This window comes from Vibrio ezurae NBRC 102218 (genome assembly GCF_000467185.1).
Classification (GTDB): Bacteria; Pseudomonadota; Gammaproteobacteria; order Enterobacterales; family Vibrionaceae; genus Vibrio; species Vibrio ezurae.
Map to the genome: position 1 here is coordinate 1 of NZ_BATM01000024.1, position 17,492 is coordinate 17,492.

Genomic DNA, 17,492 nt, shown 5'->3' on the forward strand with positions numbered 1-17,492 from the left:
AATTAATTCGCCTTATTCGCTAACACGTTTCTGCCCAATTCTGAGTTGTATAGTCTTGGTTCTTGAGATGTAGCTTATGCGACTTACACTACTGTTTAGATGTGATTTTGCTTTTATATGTTTTATTTATACATATATAAAAAGTAAGTGAGTGGTTAGGTTATTGATATTAAAGCCTAATTCACTCACTTACTCATCTTTTCTATGCTTTAATTAGTTATCTGTTTGACTCAGATAACTAAATTTATGTGCGTAGATTTTATCGCTTAGAAGCGGTAGTCAATACCGGCGTAGTAGCCACGCTCTGCACCTTTAAAGTACTCAGTTGAAGTAAATGAGTTGGTGTCTTTTGAAATCTCATAGTCTTCATCAAGTAGGTTGCTCACTTTAAATCTCGCATCTAAGTTTTCTGTAAAGCTGTACTTAAGTGCTAAATCTACTGTGATGTAAGATCCCATCATGTTGGCTCCTGCTGTTGAACTATCAGGTCGTTCGCCAACATAATTAGTCACCAATGAGGTTTGCAGGTCTTGCCATTCAAGCGTACCAATCCATGAGTAGTTTTGTTTTGCGCGGTTGGCTAGCTGTAAGCCAGTTTCTTTGTTTTTCGGATCTTTCCAATCGGCAGAAACCGTGTGGTGAATAAGCCACGTATCAAATTCAACGCTCGCTTCTATACCTCTAATTTCAGCTTTGCTGACGTTAGAAGGTTGCCATTTACCTTGTGGGTCGCTCAAATCTGGAGCCCACTCAATCATGTCTTTAATATTGGTTTGGTATGCAGAAATGGTCCATGAAGCCCAAGAATGGAAACCTTGCAGAGAAAGTTCTGTTGATTCAGATTTTTCAGGGTTTAGATCTGGGTTGCCTTTTGAGAATGCATCTTCAGGCCAATACATGTCGTTAAACGTTGGCGCTCTATAAGCTGTACCATGGCTAACCGATGCCACTAAAGAATCACCGATGTTTACGCCAGCCGCAAGGTTCCATGTGGTATTGCTACCAAATGAACTGTCGTTATCGTTTCTGATACTCGCTTCAACAATAACAGGTTCCAAGTTCAGTGAACTGGTGGCAAAGATACCCGTATTGTTTCGATCTGTTTTTTGGTAATTTGCGCTATTTGAGCCGCCACGATCCACTTTTTCTTGGTAATAATCAACACCACCCGTTAAGTTCAAGCTATCGAGAACTTGGTAAGAGTTAATCCAAGATACTGTGTTTCGTTTTGCTTCTAGAATCGCTTCTGCGCGAGTTTTAGCTACGTCGCGAGTACCCAACTCATTGTTAGTTTGGCTTACTTGAAGTGATGATTGGAAATTAGTTACGTGGTAGTTAACCCCACCCGCGACAGAGTAAAAATCCGTTCTGGTTTCATCTTTGGTGGTGGATTGAAACTCACTGGTGCTACTTTGGTTGTACCCAGAGAAGTTAGTGCTCCAATTATCTGTGATGTCGTGTTGTAGAGAGCCAAAAGCAACTTGTGATTTGTAACCGTAATCTTCATTATCAGGATTGAATGAAGAGATGGCATAGCCTTTAGACACTTCGTTGTTGACGACAAACGAGCCTCGAGTGTCATCACTGATGTCACCTGAGCTGCGCCAACCTTCAGAGTGGTAGTAGTTACTGCCGCCAGTCAATGACGCTTGGTTTACATTGTCTTTTGAGATTGTGGTAATGCTAATTACGCCACCTACCGCATCTGCGCCATAGATAGAGGCTTTAGGTCCACGAAGCACTTCAATTTTTTCGATAGCAAAAGCTGGAATTAGGCCAATTGAACCGCCACCTGATGTAGGTGAATTGATGCGTACACCATCGACTAAGATAAGAGTTTGAGCTGATGCTGTACCTCTTAGGTAAATACTGGTGGTGTTCCCTTTAGTGCCTAATTGGGTCACTTCAACGCCAGGAAGCGTTTTTAGTACGTCTAGTGCGCTATCAGCTTGAATCGCTTGAATATCTTCGCGTTCAATGACGCTAATATTGGCTAGAGTAGAGGCTTTCGGTTGTTCAAAACGGTTGGCGGTCACCACCATTGTTTCATCGGCTTGCGTAGCGTCAGCGTCTTGAGCAAAAATTGTAGGCGCGTACAACGAGATGATCGCTGTCGCTAAAATTGTTTTTTTCATTTTAAGTCCTAAATACGCGTAGTGATAAAGTGCTATGTTGCACTTTTTGTTACTGGCAGGTATTCGGACTCATGAGCACTGTAGAAAACGCTCTACAACCTAGCATCTCACTTCCCGCAATCATTGCAGTGTGTGGGTGTATTTACCCATAGATGTTCGTTCTCAATTACCGCTGCGCGTCAGTTTTGGATTTACACCAAATTCCCTTTAACATGAAACCTTAGATATCATGACACCAGCGCTTGGCAGTCTATAGCGTGTTCTTGTGCCTGTCTAGTATCCAGCAATATTTGTTAACGCACTAAAAGTTGAATGTTAATCACGGCTGTGATTATTGTTAAGTGCTTGTATCACAGATTTATTGTTCTTCCTTTTGTACTTAGTTGCTTGCTCTGTAGGATTGTCGCCAAATTCATGGTGGTTTTATAGAGCTGAGGAAAAGCAATGTTTACAGCATCTAGTGTTTTAAATCCCGATTTCATCAATCAACCTAAAGAGACGTTGTGGTCTCTGATTTCACCGATGTATATGGTGGATGAATCGACTTGGTTGAAAGAGTTGCTCACGCTAGCAACTCCGTTTGAAGAAGAAAAGCAACGAATTGAACGTCAAACGACGGCATTAATTGAGGCGATTCGAGCCGATAAGCGCTCAATCCAAATGATCGACGCTCTGTTGTTGGAGTACAGCTTAGATACCCAAGAAGGTATTTTGTTGATGTGTTTGGCTGAAGCCTTGATGCGCATCCCTGACTCTGAAACAGCCGATGCATTAATCAAAGATAAATTAACTGTCGCGGATTGGAAATCCCATCTAAGTCAATCTGACTCGGTGTTTGTGAATGCATCAACTTGGGGCTTAATGCTCACTGGCAAAGTGGTGGGTATTAATAACCCTGAAATGACCAGCCCAAGTTCTGCGCTTTCTAAATTGATGAATAAAATGTCTGAACCCATTATTAGAAAAGCAATGCATCAGGCGATGAAGGTGATGGGGCATCAATTTGTGCTAGGGCGTAACATTGCTGAAGCTCAAAAAAATGGCGCGGCATTGCGTAAAAAAGGTTTTACTCACTCTTTTGATATGTTGGGAGAAGCCGCCTTAACCCGTGCTGATGCCGATAAGTACTTCAACGACTATTTGATGGCCATTGAGTCGGTCGGTCAAAGCCAGCAACACCTTGATAGCAGCAGTCCAGCACCTTCCATCTCCATCAAATTATCAGCGTTACACCCACGCTATGAGGTTGCGCAGCGCGAACGCGTATTAACGGAACTGCACGATACGTTGATTAAATTATTGACGCGCGCCATTGAGTTGGATGTGGCGATTACCATCGATGCTGAAGAAGCGGATCGTTTAGAGCTGTCACTGCAATTATTTGAAAAAGTATACAGCAGCGAAGCCGTCAAAGGTTGGGGTAAGTTTGGGCTAGTGATACAAGCGTACTCTAAGCGCTGCTTACCAGTATTACTATGGGTAAATGCACTCGCAAAAGAGCAAGGCGATCTTATTCCACTGCGTTTAGTGAAAGGGGCGTATTGGGACAGTGAAATTAAGTGGTCGCAACAGGCGGGATACGCAAACTATCCTGTGTTTACCCGAAAAGAAGCCACGGATATGTCTTATCTTGCTTGTGCTCGTTTTCTACTCAGCTCCGGTGTGCGAGGCAATATCTTCCCGCAGTTTGCTAGCCACAATGCGCATACTGTGACAGCTATTGCTGAAATGGCTGAACATACCGACTATGAGTTCCAAAGACTGCATGGTATGGGCGATTCACTGTATTTCCACGTGATGGAAAAATATGCGCAGCCTGTTCGTATTTACGCGCCTGTGGGCAGTCATAAGGATCTTTTGCCTTATCTTGTACGTCGTTTGCTGGAAAACGGCGCCAACAGCTCTTTTGTACATAGATTGGTGGATGCGCGTTGTCCGATCAGCGACTTAACGCATCATCCAGTCGATACATTATTGGCTAATCATTCATTACATAATGATCAAATCCCATTGCCACCACAGATCTTTGGTGAGCGTGAAAATTCAATGGGGATCAACATTGATATTGCCAGTGAAGCGGCGCAGTTTGAACAACAAGTGGAAAGCTTTTTAAGCACACAATGGCGCGGTGGCCCGATCATCAATGGATCGAATATCCCTGAAACGATGATCAAGGCAGAAGCCGTGGTTGCGCCTTTTGATAGCGAACGTATTGTGGGTTCGATCTCTTTTGCCAACCTTGATCATGTTTCCGAAGCTATTGCTGTTGCACAATCAGGGTTAGATGCATGGAGAAATGCGCCTATAGCGCATCGCGCCGAGTGTTTGAATACGTTAGCGGATAACCTTGAAGCTCACTTGGCAGAGTTGGTTGCGCTGTGTCATATGGAAGCAGGTAAAACCATACACGACAGCATCGATGAGGTGCGCGAAGCCGTCGATTTTTGCCGCTACTATGCGCAAAACGCCGCTGCTTTAGGTCCGGAGTCCATTAAAGGATTTGACGGCAATTTACAGTGGTGTGAACGACAGGGCAGAGGTGTCTTTGTGTGCATCAGTCCTTGGAACTTCCCTCTGGCCATCTTCTTAGGCCAAATTTCCGCCGCTTTGGTCGCGGGAAATACGGTGGTGGCAAAACCTGCTGAGCAAACAAGTTTGATTGCCGCTCGCACCATCGAAATTATGTTGCAGTCTGGATTCCCATCTGAGGTGATTCAATTTCTTCCGGGACGCGGCGCGGAAATTGGCGCGGCATTAACCTCTCACCCAGCCATTGCTGGGGTGGCTTTTACCGGGTCAACAGCAACGGCGAAGCGCATTAACCTGTCTCTTGCAGAGCGTGATAGTGAACCTGTTCCGTTTATTGCAGAAACCGGTGGCCAGAATGCCATGATCGTGGATTCTACCGCTCTGCCTGAACAAGTGGTGCGTGATGTGGTGCGAAGTGCATTTGCATCTGCGGGTCAACGATGTTCAGCGCTTAGGGTATTGTTTGTGCAACAGGATATTGCGCCGCGAGTGATCACGCTTATTCAAGGTGCGATGAAAGAGTTGAAAGTCGGTCTGCCATATCTGCACAGCACTGATGTGGGGCCTGTGATTGATAAAACGTCGCAACACAAGCTGCAAAAACACATTGCAACAATGCGTAAAACACAAAAGGTTGTGGCTGAGGTTGAGCTAAGCGACGAGTGTCAGAAAGGTACATTTGTTGCCCCAACGGCTATTGAAATGAGTGATATTTCACTGCTAGAAGAAGAGCAGTTTGGCCCAGTGCTGCATATTGTGCCATTTAAGGCTAATCAGATAGCGGAAGTGGTTGATACCATTAACGCGACAGGTTTTGGCTTAACCATGGGGATTCACTCCCGAAATGAGACCACCTACCGCTGGATAGAACACAATGCGCGAGTGGGCAACTGCTATATCAATCGCGATCAGGTTGGTGCTGTGGTCGGTGTTCAACCATTTGGAGGGCAGGGGTTATCGGGCACAGGTCCTAAGGCTGGTGGACCAAACTATTTGTACCGCTTTACTCAGTATACTTGTCGCGATCGTCATCAACCGGATGTGACTTTTGATGCGCACGTTTCTCAAACCAATGAGCAAGGAGTATAGAAATGAAAAATGCCTCTATTTGCTTCTCTGAAGCACAACAAGCTTGGTCATTGTGGAATCAAGTCCCTTATGCGACTCGTTATGAATTGCTTATTAGCGCAACAAAAGATTCAACGCTTAATGATTTTAAGCAGCCATTAGAGTTTCATCACAAACACAGCGCTGAGTTACTCTGTGACCCCGTGTTTATGCCAGGACCGACTGGCGAAACCAATGAGCTGTATACCGCTGGTCGAGGTGTGTCGTTAATCATTGCGGATAGAACCGTAGACGTGCAGGTTGGCAAAGCGTTTTATGCCCAGTTGTCGGTGTCATTGCTGGCCGGTAACTGCGTGATACTGTGCGTTCAAGACAGTGAGCTTGCCCAGCAGGTACTCATGTTGATTGAGCGCCTTGCACTGCCGAAAGGCGTGCTCAGTTTCGTGGAGTACGATCAATACGTGCAGTTACTTGAAAGTGATATTCGTATTGCGACTGTATTAGGCGATGAGGTGTTTGTGAAAGAGATAAATCGCTGCTTAGCGAGAAAATCTGGCGCAATCGCACCGCTGATTGCGGAGGTCGAGCTGGCAAAAATGCCCGTGGCCCAAGATCCTAAGCTCGTACTTCGTTATATTACTGAGCGAACTCGTACTATCAATATTACCGCTGTTGGTGGCAATGCCACACTGCTTGAGTTGGGAAGTGCTGAGCATTAACAAGCGGTTTGAGCTGTAACACACAATACCGAGTTGAATCCTTTGGGGTTACTCGGTATTTTTATTTTAGGTTCTTAAAAAGGGATTTGAACATGCAATCGGAATGCACAGGTCAATATTCGTTAGTTGTACAAGGAGGAGGGCAAAAAGGCGCGTTTGCGGCGGGAGTATTAGATACGTTTATTGCCGCAAATTATGACCCCTTTTCTTTGTACATTGGTACATCAGCAGGCGCGTTAAATGTTTCCTCTTTTGTGACTAAACAGCCAGGGTTAGGCTTAGATTTCATTATTAACTACACAACAAAAAATCGCTTCTTTGATTTCACTCGTTTGCTCGACAAACAACAAGCCGCTATGGATTTAGATTGGGCTTTTCAGTTTGTGCACAGCGGAGAGTTTCCTCTTGATCTAAAAAAAGGGGCGCAAAATTTAGGGGCTCATAAACAAGCGTTAGCGTGCATTACTCACGTCGAAGAGATGAAGGATTATTACTTCCCGATCTTTTCAGAGCATTGGTACGACGTGCTACGCGCCACGTGTGCAATCCCTATGCTGTACCATCAAGAAATAGAGATGGATGGGGCAAACTGGGTTGACGGAGGGGTAACGGCGACGATTCCAGTGCAAGAAGCCTATCGACGCGGTGCATGCAATATTGTGGCGATTACTACAGAGGCGATGATTGTGGAGACGCCAAAGTCACATTTGGCATTGCCGACGGAACCTTTAGAGAAGTTAAAACAGGATTTAACTCGCGGCATTGAACCCTATATTCATCGCTTTTCTTCTGCTTCAAATAACAACAAGGCGAAACAAATTAGCGAGCACTTCTTGGCTAGAGTGAGTCAATTGCAAGAGCATCCGCATTTCCCTAAGTTAGATTCGATGCCTAAAAATTGGCTACCGGATACTGATAAGTTAACGGAAATGCTGGCACAACAGTCTAGAAAGATTAATTTTAAGGCGCACGCGCCACGAGCGGTGGAAATGCTCTTTCATCACTATATGAACCACTCCACGGTCTCTGATTTTATGAATAAACCACCACAGGGAGTGAGTCTTTGGGAGATAGCGCCTCATAAACCGCTGAGTTGTAGCGGCCTCATGAGCCACAAAGACGATATTCTTGCTGATTATGAATCTGGCGTGTTAGCGGGCAAAGAGTTTCTCTCTAAGGTACGGGGCTGATACTGGGTCGTTGTTTAGGGCTACATGAATGTAGCCCTAGCCTTGGTGTGTTTATCCTAATTTTGTTTTTAGCTTATATAAACCTTCAACAAAATAATAATCACCGTAAATTAAAGAGCAATTGATACCTAGCCCTTGAGGACAATTAAAGGTGCCACCCACTAAGATACCTTGCTGGGTATGGTCGTGATAAGTGCCATAATTTTCATACAGGCTCTTCAATATGTTGATCGCGGCCGTTTGGTATTTGTCTTTTTTCTCAATATCTGTGACCAAATCAGACAGTAACAGAAGCCCGCTGGCTGCACATGCGCCGGCTGAAGTATCCCTTGGTGTGCTCTCTGTTCTCGGGGCACGGAAATCCCAATGAGGTATGTGGTCATCTGTGAGGTTGTCAATGAAGAAGTCGGCGGTTTTCATTGCCGTCTCTAAATAACGAATTTCTTGCGTGTATTGATAGCTCATGGAAAATCCATGTATTGCCCAAGACGCGCCGCGACTCCATGCTGAGTCTTCATTATACCCTTGCCCGCCATGGTATTGTTTTACTTTGCCAGATAAGTAATCAAACTCCACCATATGCCTGACAGAGCCATCTTCACGAATAAATTCCTGAATAACGGTATCGGCATGTGCCATGGCCAACATCTTGAATCTAGGGGCATCTAACTGCTCTGCTGCCCAGTATAGGATGGGTAAATTCATCATGCTATCAATGATGCTTAGACCTTTGGGATCGGCATTATTGACGTCATTGTGATTCCATGCCGTCAAAAATCGTCCATTGATATTGAAACGACTGGCGAGATGACTGGCGGCGCGCAACGCACGTATTCTAGATTGTTCATTGCCGAATAATTCATACTGTTTTACAGAGGTTAATTGCCACATGAAACCAACGTCATGATGAATATTAATAAACTCATCCAAAGGTCCATCCATGATGTTTTCTCTATCGATGGCGATGTCTTTGAAGGGTTGATAGCCTTGCTTTTCATAGAGTAGCCATAGCAATCCGGGCCAAAAACCGACGACCCAAGCCCAAGGTTTATGGGTGTCACTGTAAATGCCATTTTCAGTCATTGAAGGAAACGATACCGTCATCTCTTGGCTAGTCGTTTTCACTTTTTCAAACGTATCTTTCCAGGCTTGTTCAACCCATAAAGTATCTTCTTTCATATATGAATCCTTAATATTGGCAAACTATATAATTTTCAATCCAGAACCAATTGCGCCCAGCCCTGCAATAACGCACAGCACCAATGAAATGTTTCTAACGATTTGTTGAGGGATAGAGTCGATAACTAAAATGGCTAACTTGTATCCTGCATAGCTAGCAGGAATTAAAGGCAGTGCCAAAAGTAGGTGATGCATGCTCATATATCCAATGGGAATCTGTATGGATAGAGATAAGATGCAACTGAACCAAAAAAATGCCGCTAAGTTAGCACGAATAAGATGGACCTTTTGATGCTGAAGCAATAGAGCCATTGGTGGACCTCCTATGCCTGAGCTAGTGCCTAAAAACCCAGAAAAGAACCCCGCTATCATGAGTCGCTTAGCTGTAACTTCTATCTTAATCGGCAACAAACTTACCGCGACTGCGGTTAACACTGCTCCTCCAAGGAGTAAGGCTAATTGATTGGCATCGATCATATAAAGTATCCCTGCTCCAAATAGCGTGCCGGGAAGCAGTCCAATGACGGTTTGCTTTAGATTAGTCCAAGATACGTAGGCTCGGTATTTATGTAGGTTAATGGATGCTAAGAAAAAGCCGACAATAATGATAGGAGCAGGAATGTACTGAGGGGATAAGTGAAGCAACAAAGGAGAAGCTACAACCGCCATCCCAAAGCCTGTGGTTGTTTGAATAAATGCGCCAACAAATATTAATAGCATGGCAATGAATATACTTATGTCCATCAGGAGTGGTCTACCTTTAAGGCTCCGCAATCTATTAGAGAGTGGCAGTCAGTATATAGAATTTGAATGTACTGTCAAAAATTAATAAAACAATGTTTTATTAATTTAATGGGGTACGAGTCAGTGTTGTCGAGTTGTTATTATCAACATAAGGATGTTCGGGTCAGGTTTAGCTCACAGAGCTTTTAGCTATAGCGACCTGTGGACTCTAAAGATGCTATCCTCGTCGAATGCTAATCTAGCGTGTTCGCAGACAAAGAGTTTATCTGCGGTGCAACGCTAATGACTTCCCTTATTTACGGTTAAATTTATGCAGTCCTCATATGACATTAGTTGGTGGAGCCTCTCCGCATTTTCTTTGCTTCTTTTCATTCCGCTCGCCATCAATAAAGTATACCGATTAGAGTTGGGTAGAGAGATGCTAGTGTCAGTGGTGCGAATGGCTATCCAACTAATATTAGTGGGTATCTATTTGGAGTTGTTATTCTCCATTGATAGCTTGTGGATCAATTTAGCTTGGATAGCGGTGATGCTTGGGGTAGGCGCCAGTACTATTGTGGGTAAGGCAAAACTGCCTCACAAGCCACTCTTTTTCCCGGTATTGGGCGGCTTGGTGTTTGGCTTAGCGCCAGTGCTTGTATTGCTATTTTGGATGGTAGTGCAGCCTGAGCCGATTCATAGCGCGCAATATGTGATTCCTTTGGCGGGAATGTTGTTGGGCAACAGTCTGAGCGGCAATATTGTCGCCTTACAGAACCTTTACAGTGCGTTTGAAGATCGTCGTGAAGAGTATGAAGTGGCTATCGCTCTAGGAGCGCCAGCAGAGTATGCCACGCTGCCTTTTGTACGTATGGCAATGCAAAAGGCGTTTGCACCTATCTTAGCCTCAATGGCGGCCTCTGGGTTGGTGACATTACCTGGGATGATGACTGGACAGATCTTAGGGGGAGCATCACCTATCTTGGCGATTAAATACCAAATTTTAATCTTGATTGCGATTTTTGTGATGATGACGATTTCGGTGACTTTAACCTTAAAGTTTAGTTTACGTCGCTCAATTAATACGCAGGGTCGAGTATTGATTAAATTGAAATAAGCTTTCAGAACAGGAGTGAAAGATAAGCCCTGTCGTTTCATGCTCAGGGCTTATCTTTATTGCGGGGCTATTATTGCTGCTGTGGCGCGAACAGAGGGTCTGCTGTTTGCTCTATTTTCAGCGTTTGAGTTGGGAAGGCGACGTCAGCATCATTGTCTTTGATGATGTGCATGATTTGCATCATTACGTCTTGCTTCACTTCATGGAACCGTGCCCAATTGACGGTTTTGGTAAAGGTATACACAAAAAAGTCTAATGACGATGGACCAAACGTGGTGAAGTTGACCATCAGAGTTTGATTGGCATCGATATCAGGGTGGTTTTTCAGCATGTGCTGAACTTCACTGATCACCTTCTCAATTTTACTTGAATCGCAATAACGTAGGCCGATAGTCTCGTAGATACGGCGATTGGTCATACGTGAAGGGTTCTCGACCACAATATTGCTAAATACTGAGTTGGGTACATACAAAGGGCGTTTATCAAAAGTGCGAATCTTGGTCATGCGCCAACCGATGCGCTCTACTGTTCCTTCGATGTTTCTATCAGGGGAGCGAATCCAGTCTCCCACTTTAAATGGGCGGTCGAAGTACAACATCATGCCGCCGAAAAAGTTAGACAGCAGATCTTTTGCCGCTAAACCTGCAATCAAGCCACCGACACCACCGAAGGTTAGCAAGCCGGATAGGCTTAGGCCAAGGGTTTGCATGACCGTGAGCACACCAATAATGATCACTAATAGGCGTACTAACTTGGCGACAGCCTGTACTGTGGTCACGTCTCGCCCTTGTTTTTCAAGGATTTGGTTTTCGAAATTAGTGATGATGCGCGATAGGGCCCACACCACTATAAAAATGATTAAAATGAGCTTTGAAGAATAAAGCCAATCAAATCTATGATCAAAATAACGCTCCAGCACTAAGCCTAGAGATACTGTACCCGGCCATAGCCATATCAAGGTACTGATCGGGGTTTTGATGCCATGTAATACCGCATCGTCCCATACGATTCGTGTTTTGTTTGCGATCTTTTCTAGGTGTCCGATCAAAATTGTCCAAGCAATCCAAAAGATCAAACTCAAGACGGTGATCAGCAGGATTTCATTAAAAATGGCACTATCGGTGATCTTAAAAAAATTGAGCCACTCGGTATTGGTTTGTTCCATTAGGGATTGGTTTCCTTGAGTTGATTATTTTGTACGGCATCGGTTACTAAAGACTGCAACCAGCGTAGTTTATCATCATTTAATGGGTTGTCTTTCCACACCATGCTGATTGTAAAGTCATTGACCTTAATGGCAGGCTCGGTGCGTGTTAATCCTTGCGCAATAAATGGAATTAATGACATCAGTTTGGGTACGATACAGATTAAATTGCGCCCTTTAATTAACTGTCCAATGGTTAAGAAATTTCGCGAGATCACTTGTACTTGTCGGTGATGATTGAGCTTGGTTAGTTCAGCATCAATCGGGGTTTTCCAATGACCATCGGCGCTGACTAAGGCGTGGGGTACGTTGCAAAAATCGTCAACACTGATGGGCGCGTTAAGACCCGTTGTTTCTGCATCAAATAAGCACACATGGCTTTCTTGATATAAACTTGCCGACCGAAAACTCGCCTCTAAATCAGGGAAACTGCCTATTACTAAGTCTAGGCGTTCTTTTTCGATTGTTTCTGCAAAGTTATGTCTGTTGACATTAACAAAGCTTACACGCACATGTGGTGCTTGTTGGGTGAGAGCATCAAATAGCAGTGGCGCAAAAACAAATTCAGCGTAATCGGTCATGCCGATACGACAGGTACCTTGAAAGGTTTCGGCGCAAAAGGCTTCTGGTTGTAAGATGTTATTTTTAACCATCGCTAAAATCTGTTCTACGTTAGACGCCACAGACAGCGCTCGCTCCGTTGGTTCCATTTTATGCCCTCGGCGATGAAAAAGAGGGTCTGCTAATAGTTTTCGCAACCGAGCGAGAGTGTGACTCATTGCTGATTGACTAATATGCAGTTCACTGGCGGCTTGCGATACACTGCGAGTTTTTAACAATACCTGAAAAGCAATCAGCAAATTTAAGTCGACGCCTTTCCAATTAATGTCGCTCATATCACGCTCCCTGAACGTTTGCGGTCGAATCATGTAATCCTATCTCATTCATAGTACATATCAATACTATTAATTTGAATCATAGTATTGTGTCGCATATGGTATGCCTGACTTTAACGGAGAGTGGTTAGGTATGTTCTCAATTTTTAAGATATTTTTTGCTTTAGGCTGGGTCAGTTTTGGCGGGCCTGCGGCTCATATTGGCTATTTTAGGAAAACCTTTGTTGAACAAAAGCAATGGCTAACAGATGCTGAATACGCACAGCTGGTGGCTTTGAGTCAGTTCCTTCCCGGGCCTGGTTCAAGTCAGGTTGGCTTTGCTTTAGGGTATAAAAAAGGTGGCATTGCAGGTGCTTTTGCCGCCTTTTTGGGTTTTACACTGCCTTCTATTGTGTTGATGATTGGATTGGCATTGTTAAGCAGCAGTTTGTTAGAAACCTCTGTGTTTATCGCCATTATGCATGCGCTAAAACTGCTCGCGGTAGTGGTGGTGGCAGATGCCATCGTTGGCATGTATAAAAATTTCTGCCAAAGCAAACGCGCGATTATGCTGTGCTTGTTTGTCGCGGTTTCTATGCTGCTATTTAGCGGAATAATGGCGCAAGTGGTGACGTTATTGGTATGTGCTGTGTTGGGGTCGCTGTGGTTTAAGGAGCAAGCCCTAGAGAGCGCAACAGTAAGGTTTGATACAGGCAAGCTTTCTATCATCCCTTTCGTTGTATTTGCTACGGTATTGATAATTGGCCCGTTTGTGGCTTCACAAACGCCGATCTTGCAAATGTTCCATGATTTTTTCTATGCGGGATCGTTAGTGTTTGGCGGCGGCCATGTGGTATTGCCTTTGTTGCAAAATGTAGTGGGAGATCAACTGAGCACCGATACTTTTTTAACGGGTTATGCGGCGGCGCAAGCGGTGCCGGGACCCATGTTCACTTTTGCCACCTATTTAGGCTATGAGTTACTTCCGCAGCAACCTATCCTTGGCGCTGTAGTGGCAACTGCTGCGGTATTCTTACCGGGGTTTTTACTGATTTTAACGGTTATCAATAATTGGCAATCTTTAGCATCTATACCTAATGTTGCGGCCGCGCTAAAAGGGGTGAATGCAGGGGTGGTTGGCTTATTGATAGCCGCGTTGTATCAACCGATATTTGTCAGTGCTGTGGTTGGAGCGCAAGATTTTGCCATTGTATTGATTGGGTATTTTTTGCTGAAACAATTTAAGTTGCCTATCGTGGCTTTGGTGGCGAGCTTTGTTGGTTATGGTGTTTTGCTTTCGTAACTGTAGATTTTTTATGCATTAGCGTTTGCTATTGTCCGTTACAATTACTTAACATTATTGGTTCGCTATTGATCTAGATCATTTTTATGAATAGGCATCTGAACTAAGGTGGGGTTGTTAACAAAGTGTGAACAAAGGAGTATTCGCATGGAACTAAAACAAGACCCAAGATGCTACACCGATGTATGCGTAAATGGCCTTTGGTATCACTATGATCACTGTGGCACTAAAGCGTATATGCTACGAGGTGGCGCTGCGCCCGAAGTTGATTTTCATAAAGAGCCCAAAACAGAGGATGAATTGGTCGAGATGATCAAGGCGTTGGGTAATAGTAAGTAGTCCCTTAAGGGCATTTTTCCTGCGCTATTTCTGATCACTGACTGAGTGTGATTGATATTAAAAAGCGCCCCATCACATTTGTGTTGGGGCGCTTAATTTTAAGAGTAATTAGTTTTGACGGCGTAGTGCGACCGCGTCAGCTAATTGATGCAGAACTTTTTCTGTGTTGTCCCAACCGATACAGCCATCAGTGATTGATTGGCCGTATGTGCAAGCTTTACCATCCACAAGATCTTGGCGACCTTCAACAAGGTGTGACTCAATCATCACGCCAAAGATAGCTTGCTCACCGCCCGCAATTTGTGCCGCAACATCTTCACATACGTTCACTTGACGTTGGTATTGCTTGCTGCTGTTTGCATGACTAAAGTCAATCATCACTTTCTGACGTAGGTTAGAAGCGTTGAGTTGTTCTTTGATAGAAGCAACGTGCTCAGCGCTGTAGTTTGGCTCTTTACCGCCGCGTAGAATGATGTGACAGTCTGGGTTGCCTGCTGTTTCCACAATCGCAGAGTGACCAAATTTTGTTACTGATAGGAAGTGGTGTTCGGCTTCTGCACTACGGATAGCATCAGTGGCGATCTTAATGTTGCCATCGGTGCCATTTTTAAAACCAACAGGACACGATACACCAGATGCTAGTTCACGGTGTACTTGTGATTCTGTTGTACGTGCTCCAATGGCACCCCAGCTGATCAAGTCACCTACGTATTGTGGTGTGATCATATCTAGGAATTCACCTGCGGTAGGCAGTCCCATATCAGTAAGATCAAGCAGCAGTTTACGAGCCATTCTTAGGCCGTCGTTTAACTTGTACGTATCGTTCAAGTACGGGTCATTAATCAGACCTTTCCAGCCCACTGTGGTACGTGGCTTTTCAAAGTAAACTCGCATTACGATTTCAAGACGATCGCCTAGCTCCTCACGCAATACTTTTAAACGCTCACCGTATTCTAACGCCGCTTTTGTGTCATGAATTGAACATGGACCAACGATGACAAGTAAACGGTCGTCTTGATCATTTAAGATGTTGTGAATCGACTGTCTTGATTCAAAAGTAGTGCGAATTGCGGTGTCAGTTGCTGGGAAGCGCTCCAAAATTGCAATAGGGGGTAGCAATTGTTTCACTCGATTGATGCGAACGTCATCAGTTTGGTACATGTTTAAGAATCCTTATTTATTGTCGTTATCATTTTGGTGCTGGTGGTCAGGATGACCAGCGACAGAAACGACGTCTTTATTTATTACTTCCGTGCAACTTATCTAAGAAAAAAATGACTTTCAATCACTTTTTTCAATGAAAAGCAAGATATTGAAACTGAAAATCATTTACAAAATGTGTCAATAATTTTCTACAGCAGAATAAGCGGTCTATTTTAATGTCGATAAGTCATTATAAATACCTTTGTTTATAATAACTTAATTAAGTCTAGAGCGGATTATGCATGTAAATTTTTATCACCGTTCGCAGAGATTGTCGAGATTTATTGCGCTAAAAATTAGCCGATAGAGTTTGTACTTTCTTCAGGGGTATTTTCTAGAGCTTGTACAGTATTTCGACCTTTTTGCTTTGCTTGGTATAAGGCTTTATCGGCATCACCAATCAATTGCAGTATCGATTTTTCATTGGTTGGGATAATACTGGCAATGCCAAAACTTGCCGTGAGGTAGGGGGAGGCGACATTATCAGGGTGCTCAATTTTCAATGACACTATTTTATTGAGCGCCGTTTGTGCAATATGTTTGGCACCTTCCAGGTCGGTATTGGGTAGCAATAGTACAAATTCTTCGCCGCCAAACCGGGCAACCAAATCCGCAGGACGTGCTAGCGTTTCGTTGAGGGCTTGCGCGACTGAGACTAAACATTCATCGCCTTTAATATGCCCATAGTGGTCGTTGTATTGCTTAAAGAAATCAACGTCACACATAATAATGGACATCGGCTTCTGTTCTCGTTTCATTCTGCGCCATTCAATATCTGAGACAGAATCAAACTTTAAGCGGTTCGCTATATGGGTCAGGGAATCGGTCATCGATAACTGTGTTACCTTATTGAGGACATCTTCTAATTCCAGTTCTCTATTTTCGATGACATGCAGCATTTCATTAAGTTGCTGGGACAACTCGCCAATTTCATCTTTAGAATTTACTTGGGTGCGCTGCTGGTAGTTTTGGGTATAGGTGATAGAGGTGGCGTTATCGGTTAATTGTGTAATGGGGATAATGACAATTTTTTTTAGAATAAACCACACTGCCACGAGCAATAAAATGCCCAGCGATATGTTGGTCATGATAGCGGATTGGATGGCGACTTTCCCTTGCTGGCTAATATCCCGTTGAAAGTAGGATTTCACCTGCATAATAGGGCTACCATCATTAAACAGATACCGTGAGACTTCTAAAGTGCCGTTGTTTAATTTTCTAATGGAATACTGGTCGTCAACAGCGATTGATTTATTTTGGACTGGAATAATTTGAAAGCGTACGCGGGTTTGCTCAATGATATTGGTGACCACTTCGGTATCGACGTAGCGCCCTCGAACTATAAACCCTTTCGACGGGCCACTTTCATTTGAGGTTAAAATAGGGCGTATGGAGTAGGCGACAGGCCGATGATGAAGTAGCACAAGGCCCATATAATGAGTTTCTGGATAGATGGTACCTGAGGCCAAGTTGGCAAACTTAAGTTGTAGTTTGTCGATAACACTTTGGGTAAATTGGGTATTTCTTACAAATGAGTCACTGTTTCTATCGTAGATACCATGCCATACAAGATAATGACTTTCGTCGAAGAAGAATAAAAAGTCGAATTTGCCATTGCGAAACGATTCTACGCCAAGGTTCGAGGCAATGTATGTTGGGTTTTCTCCCTGAATAAACGAATAAGTTTCGTCCCACGCTCCCCAATCTTTATTGAGTAAATCAAGCCTTTTAATATCACTATTTAGACTTGCTGCGACACGTTCAAAGTTGGTGATGGCGTCTTTTTGCTCTAGCTTCTGGAAGGTGGGATAGATGTATTTCCATTGACCATAAATACTTATCGCGATCATTGCCATTAGGAGAGGCAATAGGGTAAAAACAATTTTTTTTGATAATGACATACAGCTC

General features: G+C 43.9%; 13 protein-coding genes and 1 riboswitch. Of the genes, 6 read left to right on the forward strand and 7 right to left on the reverse strand.

The annotated features are described in order from the left end of the window. Positions 1-266 precede the first annotated feature (266 nt). Positions 267-2,135, reverse strand: a complete 1,869-nt coding sequence (locus VEZ01S_RS09400; protein ID WP_021713804.1) for a TonB-dependent receptor domain-containing protein — start codon at positions 2,133-2,135, stop codon at positions 267-269. A gap of 37 nt (positions 2,136-2,172) precedes the next feature. After that, positions 2,173-2,390, reverse strand: a riboswitch (cobalamin riboswitch). 189 nt (positions 2,391-2,579) lie between these two features. Between VEZ01S_RS09400 and putA the strand changes: the two genes are divergently transcribed. From putA to VEZ01S_RS09415, 3 genes are all read left to right on the forward strand, one after another. Further along, a complete protein-coding gene (gene putA / locus VEZ01S_RS09405) occupies positions 2,580-5,753 on the forward strand; it encodes a bifunctional proline dehydrogenase/L-glutamate gamma-semialdehyde dehydrogenase PutA (protein WP_021713805.1) in 3,174 nt (1,057 codons plus the stop codon). A 2-nt stretch (positions 5,754-5,755) separates the two neighbouring features. Further along, on the forward strand, positions 5,756-6,451 hold the full coding sequence (locus VEZ01S_RS09410) for a hypothetical protein (protein WP_021713806.1): 696 nt from the start codon (positions 5,756-5,758) through the stop codon (positions 6,449-6,451). A gap of 92 nt (positions 6,452-6,543) precedes the next feature. Beyond that, positions 6,544-7,641, forward strand: coding sequence for a patatin-like phospholipase family protein (locus VEZ01S_RS09415; RefSeq protein WP_021713807.1), 1,098 nt, complete (start codon positions 6,544-6,546; stop codon positions 7,639-7,641). Positions 7,642-7,692: 51 nt separating this feature from the next. Here the strand turns inward: VEZ01S_RS09415 and VEZ01S_RS09420 are convergent, their stop codons facing one another. After that, complete coding sequence (locus VEZ01S_RS09420) at positions 7,693-8,820, reverse strand: YyaL domain-containing protein (RefSeq protein ID WP_021713808.1); 1,128 nt, start codon at positions 8,818-8,820, stop codon at positions 7,693-7,695. A 24-nt stretch (positions 8,821-8,844) separates the two neighbouring features. Beyond that, positions 8,845-9,564, reverse strand: coding sequence for a sulfite exporter TauE/SafE family protein (locus tag VEZ01S_RS09425; RefSeq protein ID WP_021713809.1), 720 nt, complete (start codon positions 9,562-9,564; stop codon positions 8,845-8,847). A 310-nt stretch (positions 9,565-9,874) separates the two neighbouring features. Between VEZ01S_RS09425 and VEZ01S_RS09430 the strand changes: the two genes are divergently transcribed. Continuing rightward, positions 9,875-10,660 carry an ABC transporter permease gene (locus VEZ01S_RS09430; RefSeq protein ID WP_021713810.1) on the forward strand — a complete coding sequence of 262 codons (786 nt, stop codon included), beginning with the start codon at positions 9,875-9,877 and terminating at the stop codon, positions 10,658-10,660. A 70-nt stretch (positions 10,661-10,730) separates the two neighbouring features. Here the strand turns inward: VEZ01S_RS09430 and VEZ01S_RS09435 are convergent, their stop codons facing one another. Both VEZ01S_RS09435 and VEZ01S_RS09440 read right to left on the reverse strand, forming a co-directional pair. Next, on the reverse strand, positions 10,731-11,825 hold the full coding sequence (locus VEZ01S_RS09435) for a mechanosensitive ion channel family protein (protein ID WP_021713811.1): 1,095 nt from the start codon (positions 11,823-11,825) through the stop codon (positions 10,731-10,733). Continuing rightward, complete coding sequence (locus VEZ01S_RS09440; RefSeq protein WP_021713812.1) at positions 11,825-12,760, reverse strand: LysR family transcriptional regulator; 936 nt, start codon at positions 12,758-12,760, stop codon at positions 11,825-11,827. The genes VEZ01S_RS09435 and VEZ01S_RS09440 overlap by 1 nt, the downstream gene beginning before the upstream one ends. 133 nt (positions 12,761-12,893) lie before the next feature. Here VEZ01S_RS09440 and chrA point away from each other — a divergent pair, with 133 nt between their 5' ends. After that, entirely contained in the window at positions 12,894-14,042 is a 1,149-nt protein-coding gene (gene chrA / locus VEZ01S_RS09445) for a chromate efflux transporter (protein WP_040890625.1), read from the forward strand. Positions 14,043-14,189: 147 nt separating this feature from the next. Then, the gene (locus tag VEZ01S_RS09450) at positions 14,190-14,381 is read left to right on the forward strand and encodes a thioredoxin domain-containing protein (RefSeq protein ID WP_021713814.1); all 192 of its coding nucleotides are present in this window, start codon (positions 14,190-14,192) and stop codon (positions 14,379-14,381) included. 108 nt (positions 14,382-14,489) lie between these two features. Here the strand turns inward: VEZ01S_RS09450 and aroG are convergent, their stop codons facing one another. Further along, positions 14,490-15,542: a 3-deoxy-7-phosphoheptulonate synthase AroG gene (gene aroG, locus VEZ01S_RS09455; protein ID WP_021713815.1), complete on the reverse strand. Its 1,053-nt coding sequence runs from the start codon at positions 15,540-15,542 to the stop codon at positions 14,490-14,492. Between the two features lie 338 nt (positions 15,543-15,880). Continuing rightward, positions 15,881-17,485 (reverse strand): sensor domain-containing diguanylate cyclase, encoded by a 1,605-nt coding sequence (locus VEZ01S_RS09460; RefSeq protein WP_021713816.1) that lies wholly within the window; start codon positions 17,483-17,485, stop codon positions 15,881-15,883. Positions 17,486-17,492 lie beyond the last annotated feature (7 nt).

Bases quoted from the DNA above. Each gene is read 5' to 3' on its own strand.
- VEZ01S_RS09400 (WP_021713804.1), bottom strand. From the start codon at position 2,135: ATGAAAAAAACAATTTTAGCGACAGCGATCATCTCGTTGTACGCGCCT.
- putA (WP_021713805.1), top strand. From the start codon at position 2,580: ATGTTTACAGCATCTAGTGTTTTAAATCCCGATTTCATCAATCAACCT.
- VEZ01S_RS09410 (WP_021713806.1), top strand. From the start codon at position 5,756: ATGAAAAATGCCTCTATTTGCTTCTCTGAAGCACAACAAGCTTGGTCA.
- VEZ01S_RS09415 (WP_021713807.1), top strand. From the start codon at position 6,544: ATGCAATCGGAATGCACAGGTCAATATTCGTTAGTTGTACAAGGAGGA.
- VEZ01S_RS09420 (WP_021713808.1), bottom strand. From the start codon at position 8,820: ATGAAAGAAGATACTTTATGGGTTGAACAAGCCTGGAAAGATACGTTT.
- VEZ01S_RS09425 (WP_021713809.1), bottom strand. From the start codon at position 9,564: ATGGACATAAGTATATTCATTGCCATGCTATTAATATTTGTTGGCGCA.
- VEZ01S_RS09430 (WP_021713810.1), top strand. From the start codon at position 9,875: ATGCAGTCCTCATATGACATTAGTTGGTGGAGCCTCTCCGCATTTTCT.
- VEZ01S_RS09435 (WP_021713811.1), bottom strand. From the start codon at position 11,825: ATGGAACAAACCAATACCGAGTGGCTCAATTTTTTTAAGATCACCGAT.
- VEZ01S_RS09440 (WP_021713812.1), bottom strand. From the start codon at position 12,760: ATGAGCGACATTAATTGGAAAGGCGTCGACTTAAATTTGCTGATTGCT.
- chrA (WP_040890625.1), top strand. From the start codon at position 12,894: ATGTTCTCAATTTTTAAGATATTTTTTGCTTTAGGCTGGGTCAGTTTT.
- VEZ01S_RS09450 (WP_021713814.1), top strand. From the start codon at position 14,190: ATGGAACTAAAACAAGACCCAAGATGCTACACCGATGTATGCGTAAAT.
- aroG (WP_021713815.1), bottom strand. From the start codon at position 15,542: ATGTACCAAACTGATGACGTTCGCATCAATCGAGTGAAACAATTGCTA.
- VEZ01S_RS09460 (WP_021713816.1), bottom strand. From the start codon at position 17,485: ATGTCATTATCAAAAAAAATTGTTTTTACCCTATTGCCTCTCCTAATG.